14 protein-coding genes and 1 other annotated feature are annotated in these 14,622 nt (G+C 37.4%); of the genes, 8 read left to right on the plus strand and 6 right to left on the minus strand.

Features of this window, described 5'->3' with window-relative positions; genetic code table 11:
* Positions 1 to 21 precede the first annotated feature (21 nt).
* Both crcB and GA0061081_RS03540 read left to right on the plus strand, forming a co-directional pair.
* The gene (gene crcB, locus GA0061081_RS03535; RefSeq protein ID WP_091347111.1) at positions 22 to 399 is read left to right on the plus strand and encodes a fluoride efflux transporter CrcB; all 378 of its coding nucleotides are present in this window, start codon (positions 22 to 24) and stop codon (positions 397 to 399) included.
* 105 nt (positions 400 to 504) lie between these two features.
* Positions 505 to 897 (plus strand): SulA-like leucine-rich domain-containing protein, encoded by a 393-nt coding sequence (locus GA0061081_RS03540; protein ID WP_091347113.1) that lies wholly within the window; start codon positions 505 to 507, stop codon positions 895 to 897.
* 19 nt (positions 898 to 916) lie between these two features.
* On the opposite strand, the gene GA0061081_RS03545 is transcribed toward GA0061081_RS03540, so the two are convergent.
* From GA0061081_RS03545 to GA0061081_RS03560, 4 genes are all read right to left on the minus strand, one after another.
* Entirely contained in the window at positions 917 to 2,425 is a 1,509-nt protein-coding gene (locus tag GA0061081_RS03545; protein ID WP_091347114.1) for a class I adenylate-forming enzyme family protein, read from the minus strand.
* Positions 2,422 to 3,261 carry an SDR family NAD(P)-dependent oxidoreductase gene (locus GA0061081_RS03550; protein ID WP_091347117.1) on the minus strand — a complete coding sequence of 280 codons (840 nt, stop codon included), beginning with the start codon at positions 3,259 to 3,261 and terminating at the stop codon, positions 2,422 to 2,424. The genes GA0061081_RS03545 and GA0061081_RS03550 overlap by 4 nt, the downstream gene beginning before the upstream one ends.
* A 69-nt stretch (positions 3,262 to 3,330) precedes the next feature.
* Positions 3,331 to 3,912 (minus strand): hypothetical protein, encoded by a 582-nt coding sequence (locus tag GA0061081_RS03555; protein ID WP_091347119.1) that lies wholly within the window; start codon positions 3,910 to 3,912, stop codon positions 3,331 to 3,333.
* 143 nt (positions 3,913 to 4,055) lie between these two features.
* The gene (locus GA0061081_RS03560) at positions 4,056 to 4,967 is read right to left on the minus strand and encodes a LysR family transcriptional regulator (protein ID WP_091347121.1); all 912 of its coding nucleotides are present in this window, start codon (positions 4,965 to 4,967) and stop codon (positions 4,056 to 4,058) included.
* Positions 4,968 to 5,107: 140 nt separating this feature from the next.
* Between GA0061081_RS03560 and GA0061081_RS03565 the strand changes: the two genes are divergently transcribed.
* Positions 5,108 to 5,509, plus strand: a complete 402-nt coding sequence (locus GA0061081_RS03565) for a DoxX family protein (protein ID WP_091347123.1) — start codon at positions 5,108 to 5,110, stop codon at positions 5,507 to 5,509.
* A 596-nt stretch (positions 5,510 to 6,105) separates the two neighbouring features.
* On the opposite strand, the gene GA0061081_RS03570 is transcribed toward GA0061081_RS03565, so the two are convergent.
* Positions 6,106 to 7,698, minus strand: coding sequence for a hypothetical protein (locus GA0061081_RS03570; RefSeq protein ID WP_141683325.1), 1,593 nt, complete (start codon positions 7,696 to 7,698; stop codon positions 6,106 to 6,108).
* Positions 7,699 to 8,098: 400 nt separating this feature from the next.
* A complete protein-coding gene (locus GA0061081_RS03575) occupies positions 8,099 to 9,256 on the minus strand; it encodes a hypothetical protein (protein ID WP_091347127.1) in 1,158 nt (385 codons plus the stop codon).
* A 262-nt stretch (positions 9,257 to 9,518) separates the two neighbouring features.
* Positions 9,519 to 9,643, plus strand: a sequence feature (His leader region).
* A gap of 38 nt (positions 9,644 to 9,681) precedes the next feature.
* Here GA0061081_RS03575 and hisG point away from each other — a divergent pair.
* The 5 genes from hisG to hisH are packed head-to-tail and all read left to right on the plus strand — an operon-like array spanning position 9,682 to position 14,619.
* On the plus strand, positions 9,682 to 10,581 hold the full coding sequence (gene hisG, locus GA0061081_RS03580; RefSeq protein ID WP_091347130.1) for an ATP phosphoribosyltransferase: 900 nt from the start codon (positions 9,682 to 9,684) through the stop codon (positions 10,579 to 10,581).
* 4 nt (positions 10,582 to 10,585) lie between these two features.
* Positions 10,586 to 11,881, plus strand: coding sequence for a histidinol dehydrogenase (hisD, locus tag GA0061081_RS03585; RefSeq protein ID WP_091347131.1), 1,296 nt, complete (start codon positions 10,586 to 10,588; stop codon positions 11,879 to 11,881).
* A gap of 15 nt (positions 11,882 to 11,896) precedes the next feature.
* Positions 11,897 to 12,955, plus strand: a complete 1,059-nt coding sequence (gene hisC / locus GA0061081_RS03590; RefSeq protein ID WP_091347133.1) for a histidinol-phosphate transaminase — start codon at positions 11,897 to 11,899, stop codon at positions 12,953 to 12,955.
* Positions 12,956 to 12,963: 8 nt separating this feature from the next.
* Entirely contained in the window at positions 12,964 to 14,031 is a 1,068-nt protein-coding gene (gene hisB / locus GA0061081_RS03595) for a bifunctional histidinol-phosphatase/imidazoleglycerol-phosphate dehydratase HisB (RefSeq protein ID WP_091347135.1), read from the plus strand.
* The gene (hisH, locus tag GA0061081_RS03600) at positions 14,032 to 14,619 is read left to right on the plus strand and encodes an imidazole glycerol phosphate synthase subunit HisH (RefSeq protein WP_091347137.1); all 588 of its coding nucleotides are present in this window, start codon (positions 14,032 to 14,034) and stop codon (positions 14,617 to 14,619) included.
* The last annotated feature ends 3 nt before the right edge of the window (positions 14,620 to 14,622 follow it).

Below are 14,622 nucleotides of genomic sequence, written 5' to 3' on the forward strand. Positions count from 1 at the left end.
TATGGGCAAGGATACATTATTATGTTAAAACTAATTTTAGCCATTTCAATCGGCTCTGTGGCAGGTGGTTTATTGCGTTGGTTTTTATCGCTTAAATTGAATATTATCGCTTTTGCAATTCCACTAGGCACACTACTGTCTAATTTAGTTGCAGGTTATATTATTGGCTTTGCTATTGCCTTTTTTAACCACTCTAACCTTTCTGCCGAATGGCGTTTACTTGTCATAACTGGTTTTTGCGGTGGGTTGTCAACCTTTTCAACCTTTTCAGCTGAAATTGTTAACTTTTTACAAGAAGGTCGAATATCTTGGGGCTTAGCAACAATATTGATCCATGTAATTGGTTCAGTTTTAATGACATTTTTAGGTATTTTATCGTATCAATATTTACGTTCTTAAGATAATTCAATTGTAAATAATACAAAAAATAATCATAAATAGAGTTTACAACGCCAAAATACTGTATTAATATACACTGTATATATAAACAGTATTGAGGTTATTATGTTAATTGAACATTCATCGCAACAACTTATGGCTATTCACTTTGAATCTCCTTTCCAACAACTATTACAACAACAGCGACCTTTATTAAAATCATTGAATAAAGCCAAAAAATGGCAATTATGGTTATCAGATCGTCCAATGTTAAAACGTTCATGGATCAATACTGCTGGCCTAGACAAACAAAAAGTTGTCCATTTAAGTAATTTAAAAAATGAAAATTTAATATCGACGATAGAAAAGGCTTTACGAAGCAAAACTTGTAGTTATATCGTTGCTTGCATTAACGATCTTAATGAACAAAACAAACAGCGATTACAGCAAGCCGTATTATCAAGCAATACCTGCTTGCTTTTAGTTCACGATGAACAGTGTGGACAACTAATTCAATAGCATCAAGCACAAAATATGGTTAAGAAGACAGATACAATTGAGCGAGTTTTTTCCGATCAACTTTACCAATCCCTGTCATGGGTAATTGATCGATAATGACGATCTTTTTCGGCATTTGATAACGGGCAACTTGAGACTTTAACCAACCAACTAGTACTGTTTCGGTTATTTTGGTATTAGATGCTAAAACAACAAAAGCCACTAACCGTTGCCCAAATTCTGTATCAAGAACACTAATGATGGCGATATCTTTTATATCGGGATGCGACAGTAAGCTTTGCTCTAGTTCAAACGGATACACATTTTCGCCACCAGACACAATCATGTCATCTACTCGACCTTGTAGATAATAATACCCATTAGTATCCTTATCGGCTAAGTCTCCTGTTGCTATCCAACGATTACCTAGTGTTGACCAAGCACATTTGATATAGAGCTCGTTTCGCCCTTCTTTTGTCACTAATTTAGCACAAAGACCTCTAAGTGGTTTACCAATTGTAGTTGGCTCGATGGCTAAATCCTCTGGGGTGGCAATCATACAAACACCTGCCTCTGATGTTCCATATAAATTAAACAAAATCTTACCAAGACAATTTATAGCTTGTTTAACCAACGTTGCTGTAATGGGAGCGCCACCGCTGATAATACAACGTAAGCTTTTAAGTTGATCTTCGGAATATGTTAGCATTCGATTTAACATTAATGGCACTAATGTAACCACTTCGATTTTATTGTAAGAAATTAATTGGCACGCTTTTGAAGCTTCAAATCGTTTGGTTAAAAACATGGTAGCACCTAACAATACTGACATACATAAAGTAGCTATCCCAAAACCATGATAAATCGGCGTTGCAATATAGATTTTTTTATAATGACTAAGATTCAATTTAATTAGCAATTGGAAAAAAGGACTCATAAAATTTTGCGCCTTACTACTACGACCAGCTATTTTAAAGCGTCCTGTCGTGCCACTGGTTAAAACAGTTATTTTTGAAAAGTGTGTCACTTTAATTTTAGTTTGATGCATTAGCGGTAAGGCAGTTAACAAGGAATAAACGGACTGTTTACTTTCATGGTAAGTCGGCAATGCTTTGATGGGTGGCAGATTGGTGATTTCTGGATCATGAATAATCCAATCAAATTGTACATTATTGTTAATATCATTAAGTTGTGTTGCCGATAACTCCGTATTTAATAGATAAATATCAGCGCCAAGCCTTGCAACGGCAAATATTGTATGCACAAGATTAACGTGATTACTTGCGATAATAGCAATTTTTTGATGAGGTTTAATACCACAATACATCGCTAATTGCGTTGCCAAATGTTGAGATTGAGAATAAAGCGTATGGTAATTAATGCAAACACCATCTTCGTTAATCGCAATTTGCTCAGGGCAAAGCTTTTGACGAACATAAAGTAAAGCCATTAAATTCATACCGACAAGGCGAATACTAGCTAATAAATGCCAAATACCTTTAAAAGTCAACAATTGCGTTTTATACAAGGCTAGAATCGATTTTATCATTGTTTTTTCTTAATATAATAAGAATTTAATTTGCACCATACGCCATTAAAAATAACTGAAGCAAGTTGTCCAATAATAACCCACCATGGTTTATATTGACGTTTTTGGCTAACAAGCAAACGGCTAATAATGGTTGCTGCTTGACAGGGTTGCAGTGCAGGTAGTTTTTTATAGATTTTGGTTGGCGCTATCATTCGGGTTTTAACCAAAGGCAAATAAGCTGTAGAAACTTTTATTTGCCGGTTTTCAAGCTCACTACTGGCACAGCGTAGCCACTGATCAAAAGCAGTTTTAGACGCCTGATAAGCTGCCCAATTAACTGTTGGCGCTAACAGCACATTTATAGCCGACACATTAATAATGTGCCCTTTAGATTGTTGTAATTTAGGAATTAACGCCAAACACAATTTGACCGGTGCCAAATAATTTAGCTTGATGGTTCTTTCAAAATCATGCATACGATCTAGTGATTGCATAATTGGACGGCAAATAGATATGCCAGCATTATTAATAAATACATCAACATGGTAAGACGCTAAATAAGCAATAAAACTATCTAACTGTTCAACATCACGCAAATCGGCACAAAACAGATCGATTTTTGCTTTTTTGTTAGATAACGATTGCTCAATTAATTGTAATTTATCTGCAGTTCGAGCTACCAAAATAAGTTGACACTCAATATCGGATAAAAGATGGCACAAAGCTTCACCAATCCCAAAACTCGCCCCTGTAATAATAATAGTTTTATGCCGTAAACACTGCTCTAACTGACAAAAATTAGGTTTGCGTATGGGAAAAAGGAGACAATTAAGCAAGTTAGTCAAAATCTTCATCTATCAATAGTCAGTATTTTAATATAACAGTATAAAATTAATGTTAAATAAGTCAATATGATAGACCCTTTAACAACGGCCTATTAAACAACCAACCATTATCAGTGGAACAAAAATTGGAAATATAATCAATCCAGCCACATCGCCTTTGATATCAAGATCCGAATCTATCTCGTGATTTGCTCTAACTAATACAGTTATTGATTTTGGCAATAAATATTGATCAGACAATGTATTGGCTTGCTTATAAACATTCCCTTGTGTTGTAAATAACACTTGATAATAACCATTTTTCAAAATCACATTTGATTTATACTTTTCGAGTAACTTTTTATCACTTAATCTCTTATTTTCTGGGATAAAATTGATATACTGAGCAGTAATTTCGCCATCTAAATTATCTTGATAAAAAATGATGGATACACTTTCAACATCATTTTTATATTCGGCTAAAAAATCACGATAATTTTTCAGTTTTTTTAACGCATCAGGATGAGTAAATTGGTATGAGTATTGTTCAGACTCGGCAATAATACCGGTGTTTTCATCTACTTTTAATTTTATAATAGTGTCATTGGTTGGCAAAATTTTGACTTGCTTATGTGCACAACCACAAAGACAAAAAATAAGAATAAAAATAAATCCTTTCATTATAACCTTCCTGCTTTCAATATATTATATGCATCATTATTTTGTCCGTTTTTTACAATCCAAAATAGCCTAACAATATCTGCATAATTTTGATATAAATTATATGAACTTAAAAAATAATTCAAACAATCACTGTTGTTTTTTCAACTAACTGACCATTGATAATCTTTTAGCTCACTAATCAAAAAATCGATTAAACAACGCGTTCGGAGTGGTAACAATTTACGGCTTGGGTAAACCGCATAAATGTTCAAATCCTCAACTTTATAATCCAACAAAACACGCACCAACCGCCCTATTTTAATATCTTGACCAATAATAAAATCAGGTTGCAACGAAATACCGCCCCCTTGTAACATAATCTGACGACAAGTATCACCATTATTACAATAGATATTCGCCTTTAAATTAACCGACAGATCAATATTATCTTTATAAAAATGCCATTGCTCCTTTTTAGCCCATTGGCTATACATCACAATTTTATGATTGAACAAATCATCAGGATCATTCGGCATGCCATATTTAGCGATATAATCGGGCGAAGCGGCAACTATAATTTGCGTGGTTGCCAGTTTACGACTAATTAGCGAGGAGTTTTCTAACCGACCAATTCGAACAGCAAGGTCGTAGCCCTCTTCAAGCAGATCAACTACACGATCTGACAGCGTAATATCTAGCTCAATCTTAGGGTACTTATCGATAAATTTTTGCCATAAAGGCGCTAAATGTAAAATTCCAAAACTAACGGGCACATTAACTCGAAGTATACCTTGTGGACTTGCGTGATCTAAAGTGAGGCTGTTTTCTGCTTCTGCAGTAGCATTAATTATGGCTTTAGCTTGCAAATAAAAAGTTTGCCCTTCAAGAGTGATAACCATTTTGCGAGTGGTTCGTTGTAATAACCGTACTTGCAAGCGATCTTCTAACGCTTGAAGGTAACGTGACACCGCTTGCTTAGACATCTTTAACTTAACCGCAGCATCAACAAAGCTATTACAATCAACCACCGTCACAAAGACCATCATTTCTAGTAATTTATTAGATCTATCCATCTGCCTTCACCTACCAAACAATTGTTCCACTTATTATGACAATAAGTCACATAATAGCTTATTTATCTATAAAAAAATAACTATTAAGATAAACAAATAGTGCTAATCAATCACAATAATTAACTTACAGGAAAAATAAAATGAAACAATATCAAACCGATCTAGCCTCACTCATGTTACGAGTTGCATTAGGTGTCATGTTCTTGGCGCACGGATTAACCAAACTACTCGTCTTTACTCCAACAGGTACAGCACAATACTTTGAATCAATTGGCTTTCCGGGGTTTGTTGGTTATTTGACGATGGTATTTGAAATTGGCGGCGGCTTATTATTGCTTTTAGGCATCTTAACTCGCATTGTTAGTTCATTAACCGTAATTCAAATGGTTGTTATTGCTTTTATTCACTCGGTGAATGGCTGGTCATTTAGTAATGCTGGTGGCGGTTGGGAGTATCCTGCTTTTATGGCGCTAACAGCACTCAGTTTAGCATTGTTGGGGAGCGGTCGGTTTAGTGTGTTATCTAAAAATAGGGAATATTAATAGGTAAAACTAGCGTTTTTTAAGCTTAAAAGACAACAACAAAAAAAACCCAATAAAATCAATATCTTTTCCAACCGATTTTTGCTATATTATTTTTTGTGGGTTATCGTGTAGTTTTTTAACTATGTTTTTAGGATCAAGTCAGTTGGTGTATTTTCATATAATTAAATCAAAAACATTCGCATCTTAGTTGGAAGGTTGTAACCTAAGATGTGTATGTCGCTGATTTAACCGTATTCCTTTACTTTCTTCCTTTTTATCAGCAAGTTTGCGTGAAAATTTTAGGTTGAAAATCTTGGGTGATGAATAAGTATTGTGCTAGCAGTGTTAATTTTACTGTTAGGCGTATTATACCAAGGATTTAATAGATTCCATTAGTTGAATTAACACTACTGTGTCAAAGTACACAGCAAACACTTATCCTTACCACCAACTGCTTGGTTATTCTTATTTATTTTATATTCATCATTAAATGACATCTAATTTTATTGATTCAGCGCCCCAACTGTTGGGGCGCTGTTCTTCGTTAGCTAATCCTTTTATTGGCACCTTAATCACCCACACAGCCTAAAGAATTAAGGACTAAGAAATAAAAGCTAAGGTGTGGTGCAAATACAGCTTCTGTTGTCATTGTAGTTTGGAATGTGGATGTTACCGCCACTAGAGTAGATATAAAAGAAGCGACGACCTGCAGGATCGCTTGTCCAATAGTAGGAGGTGAAGCCCGCATCGGCGTAATGACGCATGTAGCCCCACTCCGTGAAAAAACCAGCACCTATGTGACGCTTATAATAATTACCAGATGAGGATGGTAAGGCGCCAGAAATAGAAGGACTACTTGTTTTCACCGAGTTAGTTAAATCCTTGGTATCTGACAAACGATAACCCAAACGACTACACCAAGTGGATTGGTTAGGCTGAGTATCAGCTTTATTACCCCGATGGACGAACCACTTCTGTAACACAAATCCATACCTCACCTCATTACCTCGACTATCTTTACCGACCAACTCAAATGTCAGCGGCAAAAATGGTACAATTAGTGAACTAGGATTATCTGACTCTATCTGAGTACTATCAGCACTAGGACCACTTAACTTAACACGTGCGACAGTTTTTCTCCTTTCAACATTAGGAAGCCAACTATCACCAGGTGTAACACTTGTCACTGTAGCTGTTATTCCCCCCCAAGTGACCGGAGACCATGTCAACTGACTCGCATCAACCCCATCTATGAGCAAATCAAAATACAAACCATCAGCACCCGTTGTAGGAAAATTTCGGTCGTAAAATAATGAATCATTAGACTGAGTTAAAAACCCCTTATCAGGATTCCATATGTTAGATGGACCGGCGTAATTATCTCTGCCATTACCAAGATTCGGCCTTGCGTGACTCACAAAGTAACAAACGCTAGGCCCCCTACCATACGGATTAACATAATATGTCACCGTCTGATCACTAAAATTGGTTCTATTAGGAACTCCGTACCGTGTTTGTAAATATCCCCTTGCACTACTTAATGTTACCCTATAAGGAGCCTTACATTTATCTAATGCATCACTACGACTTACTGTATTACCATCATTATCCGTAAATGATACCGATAGACTCCCCGATGCCATAACACCATTTGTATCCAGTTCATCTCCATCATCATCACGCCAATAATTATATCTAGTGATCAAATCACTTAAACTCACTGAACTCACCGATGACGGAACTAATGTCTCTATATTACCCAAAGTACTCCCCACATAAGGCAAAACTATCGGATTTGCTATACTTGATGTATTAGTTGATGGTGTGATTACTTGGCCATCCTGCAACTTAATAGACAACAAACTATCCGTTGATGTTGCCCTTGTCTGACCACCGTCGAACGTTAAGTATGGCGCACTACCCTCAATATACCTTGATGTATATGCCGTTAATGCCACAGAACACTGTGTGTATGACAACAACAGCACAAAGAACAACGAGAATCTAGGTAATCTAAGTAAGATAGAAAAATTAGAAAAGCTAAGTAAGCTAAATAAAAAACTTAACCCCGACGACCTCGCCAAGCGCGATGAGCTCGATAACTTCGGTGATAAAAATAAGAATGGAGTCTGATTTCGACTACGATGAAATTGAAAAAGATTTAGGGCGTAGGTTTGGCAGGCCAGATGCCAGATGCCAGATGCCAAACATGATAGCGCATTTCGATTATCCTGTCAAGTAAATTTTTGTTTTATTTCAGTTTTTTATAATTGACTGCTCAATTAGCGAGCATTTCCTTGCTTTAAAAGCGCTTAAATTATAACCGGTTGATTAATAATGCGCTACTTTTTTTGTTAAAAATTTGTAAAGTTTTATTAAGAAGATAGAGTTAAGCTTTTGGTGGCATGCTTTGGAAAACGGTTTTGGTAGTGTTTTTGGGCTAAAAACAACCAAATAAAAACTTTAATAAAATCAATACCTTTTCTGACCGATTTTTGGATGAAAATAAAGACTTTTTTGTTTGTGGTGGTTATAGTGGATTAGATGCAGCGGTTTCGGACGTTTGTAGTTTAGTGTTCAAAATAGCGACGTCCGAAACTATTACCTTTATTGTTCTATTCGCATTTCCTCAAAAATTGATGTGACAATTTGATGGGCTTTTTGGGCTGCGGCTATTTGTTTGTCCATGTAAGACTGACTGTAGTTTTGGGGGGTAATTGTGAATTCATCTTTTTGTGTTTCGGTTAAATCGTAGGTGTAATCAATATACGCATTTTTTTGATATAGGTAGACAGCACGGCAATATTGGTTACCTTCATAATTAAGATTACAATAAAGAGTAAAAGGTTCTTTTTGTGGATGGAGCCAATTCGGATTGTTTATGATTATATTATAGATTTTGTTGTATTTATTTCGATCATAAGAAACATATAAAGCAACGCCATCATCAAACTCTTTGTAGTTTTTAAGATGATGATAATCAAGTGGCGCTAAGTCGGTGTTGCCTTGTGTTAGTTGCTTGTTTAAGTCTTCGTTTAGTTTTGTTTGTAAATCTGGCCATATTCGATGACTAGGGGCCATATTGTTGGTTGCTTTGATTGTAACATCTGATAACAAGATCTCACCTTGTTTTATGTTATCGCAGTATGCTTTTTGATTCGGCGTTTCAGGATGCCTGCACATTTTTTTAAAGGAATATGACAGTTCAACAACGGGCTTCGGTTCTGTTGCTGAAAATTTGTCACAAAACTCTTTAGTTGTAACATCTGTCATATTTACCCAAAATTCATTACCCCGACTATGTTGGGGATAAAGACGATAAACCGCATCATTCGCCAATGAAATCAAACGTCCATTTTGCTTGCATTCGCTACTTGGGAGGCTGTTCCAGTATTCAATAAGCATCGGCATTCCAATATAAATCGGCCAAAAAAAGGTTGCCAATAAGGGTAATACAGCATAAACAACGGCAAGATTTAACTTTTGTTTTATGCCTTGGTAGTGTTTTTTGTGCATTTGGCAATAACGAAGACCAACTGGAAAGAGCGCTCCAGTTAACGAAAACAAGAAAAAATGAATATCAGTTGGGGGAAAAATGTATACCAACCACGCACCCACTATAATCATAAAGCCGATTTTTACTTTTTTATTTAATTTAGTATAAACAATAATAGTAGAAAGCAAATAAACCAAATAGAAAAAGGGAAACATTAGCGCCCATAAAAAAGGGTATACTTCAATATTATGGTAATAAGGGTGTAACATGATGACTAAGCCTTTCAATATTCTATATATAATTTATTGAATATAAATAACATAAATTAAATTAGACGTCAAAATTGTGTAGCTGTACTGCTGTTTTGAAGTTGTTAAGCTAATCACGCTGACTATTTTAAATAAAAAACTAGTTGCGAATAAACAAATTCTGTTATATTTTGTTCAGTAGCTTTAATTATCAACTCAGTTAAAGGTTTTTTATTTTTATGAATTGTTTTTGCGTTTTTATTACTAATGCTATTAGTACACATCATCATCACCATCATTCCTGAATAGTCTTCGGGCGATTGGTGCTGGAAGACATTGATCTTCCGGTGATATCGCAAAAGCAAGCAGAGAACCCTCGGAAGATCAAACTTCCGAGGGTTTTTTGTTTGTGGTTTATAAATTTTTAGATAACTTTGGAGAAAGATATGTTGGATAATTCGCGTTTACGCATTGCAATGCAAAAGTCAGGTCGCTTAAGTGATGAGTCAAAAAAGCTACTTGCCCAATGTGGCATTAAAATAAACCTTCAAGAACAACGTTTGATCGCTTTTGCCGAAAATATGCCCATCGATATTTTGCGCGTTCGTGATGATGATATCCCCGGGCTAGTGATTGATGGCGTTGTTGATATTGGGATTGTGGGCGAAAATGTTTTAGAGGAAGAAGTATTAGATAGGCAAGCCGAAGGCGAAGATCCACAATTTATAAAACTGCGCGCGCTTGATTTTGGTGGATGTCGGTTGTCGATCGCCGCCCCGCGTGATTTTGAGTATTCTGGTCCTGAGTGTTTAAATGACCTGCGTATTGCCACCACTTACCCTCATCTGCTCCGCCGTTATCTGGCACAATATAATGTTACCTTTAAAACCTGCTTACTTAATGGTTCGGTCGAAGTTGCACCACGTGCGGGACTGGCTGATGTAATTTGTGATTTAGTATCTAGCGGTGCAACACTTGAAGCAAACGGTCTTAAAGAGATCGAAGTTATCTATAAATCAAAAGCCTGCTTAATTCAACGTCAAGGCGACATGTCACCAATAAAACAGGCGTTAATCGATAAAATCATGACGCGTATTCAAGGGGTTATTCAAGCTCGTGAATCAAAATATATTATGCTCCATGCCCCTACCGAGGTGTTAGATGATATTGTTGCACTATTACCCGGTGCTGAAAATCCTACCATTTTGCCTTTAACTGGCGAGCAAAATCGGGTTGCACTACATATGGTGAGCAGTGAATCGCTTTTTTGGGAAACGATGGAAAACCTAAAAGCGTTAGGTGCAAGCTCAATTCTTGTATTACCAATTGAAAAAATGATGGAGTAATAATATGAAACTCTCTTATTGGCAACAATGTACAAATGAACAACAAACAGCACTATTAACGCGTCCAGCAATTACAGCCTCTGATTCGATTAGCAAAGCTGTTGCAGATATTTTGGCACAAGTTAAACAAGATGGTGATAAGGCATTAAAAGCACTAAGTAGCAAATTTGATAAAGTCCAAATTCAGCAGATCAAACTCACCAAACAGGAAATCAACACCGCCGCAAACCGCGTTAAGCCTGAATTAAAACAAGCAATGCAATTGGCAGTTGCGAATATCGAAAAGTTCCACCAAGCTCAAGTAAAACAGACCATTAAGCTTGAAACAATGCCGGGGGTAGAATGCCAGCTAGTTACTCGACCAATTGATTCGGTTGGGCTTTATATTCCGGGGGGATCAGCGCCTTTGTTATCAACGGTATTAATGCTTGCAATACCCGCTAAAATTGCTGGTTGTCGTCAGGTGATTTTATGTTCACCGCCACCTATTGCTGACGAAATTTTATATGCAGCAGACTTGTGTGGTGTCAGCGAAGTATATCAATTAGGCGGTGCACAAGCGATTAGCGCAATGGCACTAGGCACCGAGTCTGTTCCTAAAGTGGATAAGATCTTTGGTCCGGGCAATGCCTATGTTACCGAGGCTAAACGACAAATTAGCCAGCGACTTGATGGTGCTGCGATTGATATGCCTGCAGGTCCGTCTGAAGTGCTAGTGATTGCTGATAGTTCGGCTAATCCTGCTTTTGTTGCCGCTGATTTACTTTCACAAGCTGAACACGGTCCTGATTCACAAGTGGTGTTGTTAACACCTGATGAAACTATTGCACAAGCGGTCTCGCAAGAAGTGGATAAACAATTAAGCACGCTATCACGCCAAAGTATTGCTGAAAAGGCATTACAAGAAAGCCGACTAATTGTAACAAAAGACTTGGATGAATGCGTGGCTATTAGTAACCGTTATGGACCTGAACATTTAATTATTCAAACCGCCAATGCCGATGAATTAGTTGAACAGATCACCAGCGCAGGTTCCATATTTTTGGGTAATTGGTCGCCAGAATCGGCTGGTGATTATGCCTCTGGAACTAACCATGTTCTGCCAACTTATGGCTATACCGCAACTTATTCTAGTCTTGGGCTGGCCGATTTTCAAAAAAGAATGACAGTACAAAAATTATCACCAGAAGGCTTAAAAGCAATTGGAAATGCAGTTGAACTTATGGCCGAAGCCGAACAACTGACCGCCCATAAACAAGCGGTTACTTTGCGCCTTGCGGCATTAAATTCAATGGGTTAAAAATAGGTGGATAACATGGATATCAATCAATTAGTCAGAAAAAATATTCAGAAACTAACGCCATATCAATCCGCCCGTCGGATTGGTGGTAATGGCGATGTGTGGCTCAATGCCAACGAATACCCCGTCGCACCACATTTCGAATTAACCGAACAAACCTTAAACCGTTACCCTGAACCACAACCAGAAAAGGTGATTCAGCGTTATGCTCAATATGCTGGTGTACAACCCGATCAATTAATTGTTAGCCGTGGCGCTGATGAAGCTATTGAATTATTAATGCGTGCATTTTGCGAGCCTGAAAAAGACAGCATTTTGTACTGTCCACCAACTTATGGCATGTATCAAGTAAGTGCTGAAACGTTAGGCATAAAAACCAAAACAGTCCCAACCAAAGCCGATTGGCAGCTTGATCTTAAGCGTATTGAGCAGCATCTTGATAGCGTTAAACTGATTTATGTCTGTTCACCAAATAATCCAACGGGTAACTTAATTGATCCTGAGGATATTAAGGCGTTGCTCAATATTGCCAACAATCGTGCTTTAGTGGTGATTGATGAGGCTTATATTGAGTTTTCCCCCGACTCAACGGTGGTGAGTTGGCTTGCTAACTACCCTAATTTAGTGGTGTTACGTACACTATCAAAGGCATTTGCTTTAGCGGGGTTACGTTGTGGTTTTACGATCGCAAATAAACCAGTAATTGATGCATTACAAAAAGTCATTGCTCCCTATCCACTCGCTACGCCCGTGGCCGATATTGCAGCACAAGCTCTGAGTAAAGATGGCATTAATGCCATGAAGTTGCATGTAATCAATTTGAACAAACAAAAAGAAAAATTTGCCAATTCGCTAGCACAGTTATCAGTTGTTGAAAAAGTTTATCCGAGTTCTTCCAACTATTTATGTGTGAAGTTTCAAGATAATAAGGACGTGTTTAATATCTTATGGAATAAAGGGATTATTTTACGCGATCAAAGCAAGTCGATTGGGGAAAACAATATGATTCGAATCACCATTGGTACTCAAGCAGAGTGCGAGGCAGTTCTTTCGGCGCTTAAAGCAATAAAATAGGAGCAAAAATGTTACAAAAATACTTATTTATTGATCGAGATGGCACATTAATTACCGAACCTCCAGTTGACTTTCAAGTTGATCGTTTTGATAAGCTGGCTTTTGAACCGAATGTGATCCCTGCGCTTCTTAAATTGCAAGCCGCTGGCTATAAATTGGTGATGGTGACCAATCAAGATGGACTGGGTACTAAAAGCTATCCACAAGTAGATTTTGATGGGCCGCATAATCTAATGATGCAGATTTTTAAATCGCAAGGCATTAATTTTGAAGATGTGCTAATTTGCCCTCACTTTCCCGAGGATAACTGCGAATGTCGTAAACCTAAAATCCAATTAGTGTTACCTTATCTTACTAGTGGTAAATTGGACAAACAAAATAGTTACGTTATTGGTGACAGGGTCACTGATATTCAGTTAGCTGAAAATATGCAAATCAAAGGGTTACGATATCATCCTGAACAGTTAAACTGGCTTGAAATCGCTCAGCGGTTAACCACCGCAGATCGCTATGCTAAAGTTGAGCGTAATACTAAAGAAACCAAGATTTTAGTAGAAGTATGGCTTGATCGCCAAGGGGGGAGTAACATCAATACAGGAATCGGTTTTTTTGATCATATGCTTGACCAAATTGCCACTCACGGCGGAATTAAGCTCAATATCCAAGTCGATGGTGATTTGCATATTGATGATCACCATACCATCGAAGATACAGGACTAGCCTTGGGCGAGGCGTTAAAAACAGCACTCGGCGATAAACGCGGCATTACTCGCTATGCATCAGTAATTCCGATGGACGAGTGTTTAGCAAAATGTGCAATGGATATTTCAGGCCGCCCTTATCTTAAATTTAAAGCGGAGTTTACTCACCCAAAAGTAGGCGATATGAGTACACAAATGGTTGAGCATTTCTTTTATTCATTGAGTTATGCTATGGCTATTACGTTACATATTGAAACCGAAGGCAATAATGATCATCACAAAATTGAAAGCTTGTTTAAAGCCTTTGCGCGCACATTAAAGCAAGCAATTAAAATTGAAAGTGATCGACTTCCTAGCTCAAAAGGAGTGCTATAAATGAACATTGTCATTTTAGATACTGGTTGCGCCAATCTTTCATCGGTGAAATATGCAATAGAAAGGCTTGGCTATCAGCCCATTATTAGTCTTGATCCTGATGTGGTATTGAATTCAGACAAGTTATTTTTACCGGGTGTCGGCTCGGCTTCATCTGCAATGCAAAAATTAGAAGAGCGTAATTTAATCGAACTGATAAGAGTTTGTACTCAACCTGTATTAGGGATCTGCCTTGGCATGCAACTTTTAGCTGATTATAGTAATGAAGGACATGTGCATACACTTGGCATAATTAATGAAAAAGTGATTGAAATTCCTGATTGTGGATTACCACTACCCCATATGGGTTGGAATCAAGTCTACCCAAAAGCAGGTCATCATCTATTTAGAGATATTCCTGATGGTGCTTATTTTTACTTTGTACATGGATACGCGATGCCACTATGCTCAGCAACAATAGCAGAAACCAATTACGGCGAAAGCTTTACCGCAGCCGTACAAAAAGAAAACTTTTACGGCGTGCAGTTTCATCCCGAGCGTTCTGGCTCAGCCGGTGCAAAATTGCTCAAAAACTTTTTGGAGATGTAACAA

The organism is Gilliamella bombicola, assembly GCF_900094945.1.
GTDB classification, from domain to species: domain Bacteria; phylum Pseudomonadota; class Gammaproteobacteria; order Enterobacterales; family Orbaceae; genus Gilliamella; species Gilliamella bombicola.

What these genes read in the sequence shown, in the direction of transcription:
- crcB (WP_091347111.1), top strand. Translation starts at nt 22, where the DNA reads ATGTTAAAACTAATTTTAGCCATTTCAATCGGCTCTGTGGCAGGTGGT.
- GA0061081_RS03540 (WP_091347113.1), top strand. Translation starts at nt 505, where the DNA reads ATGTTAATTGAACATTCATCGCAACAACTTATGGCTATTCACTTTGAA.
- GA0061081_RS03545 (WP_091347114.1), bottom strand. Translation starts at nt 2,425, where the DNA reads ATGATAAAATCGATTCTAGCCTTGTATAAAACGCAATTGTTGACTTTT.
- GA0061081_RS03550 (WP_091347117.1), bottom strand. Translation starts at nt 3,261, where the DNA reads ATGAAGATTTTGACTAACTTGCTTAATTGTCTCCTTTTTCCCATACGC.
- GA0061081_RS03555 (WP_091347119.1), bottom strand. Translation starts at nt 3,912, where the DNA reads ATGAAAGGATTTATTTTTATTCTTATTTTTTGTCTTTGTGGTTGTGCA.
- GA0061081_RS03560 (WP_091347121.1), bottom strand. Translation starts at nt 4,967, where the DNA reads ATGGATAGATCTAATAAATTACTAGAAATGATGGTCTTTGTGACGGTG.
- GA0061081_RS03565 (WP_091347123.1), top strand. Translation starts at nt 5,108, where the DNA reads ATGAAACAATATCAAACCGATCTAGCCTCACTCATGTTACGAGTTGCA.
- GA0061081_RS03575 (WP_091347127.1), bottom strand. Translation starts at nt 9,256, where the DNA reads ATGTTACACCCTTATTACCATAATATTGAAGTATACCCTTTTTTATGG.
- hisG (WP_091347130.1), top strand. Translation starts at nt 9,682, where the DNA reads ATGTTGGATAATTCGCGTTTACGCATTGCAATGCAAAAGTCAGGTCGC.
- hisD (WP_091347131.1), top strand. Translation starts at nt 10,586, where the DNA reads ATGAAACTCTCTTATTGGCAACAATGTACAAATGAACAACAAACAGCA.
- hisC (WP_091347133.1), top strand. Translation starts at nt 11,897, where the DNA reads ATGGATATCAATCAATTAGTCAGAAAAAATATTCAGAAACTAACGCCA.
- hisB (WP_091347135.1), top strand. Translation starts at nt 12,964, where the DNA reads ATGTTACAAAAATACTTATTTATTGATCGAGATGGCACATTAATTACC.
- hisH (WP_091347137.1), top strand. Translation starts at nt 14,032, where the DNA reads ATGAACATTGTCATTTTAGATACTGGTTGCGCCAATCTTTCATCGGTG.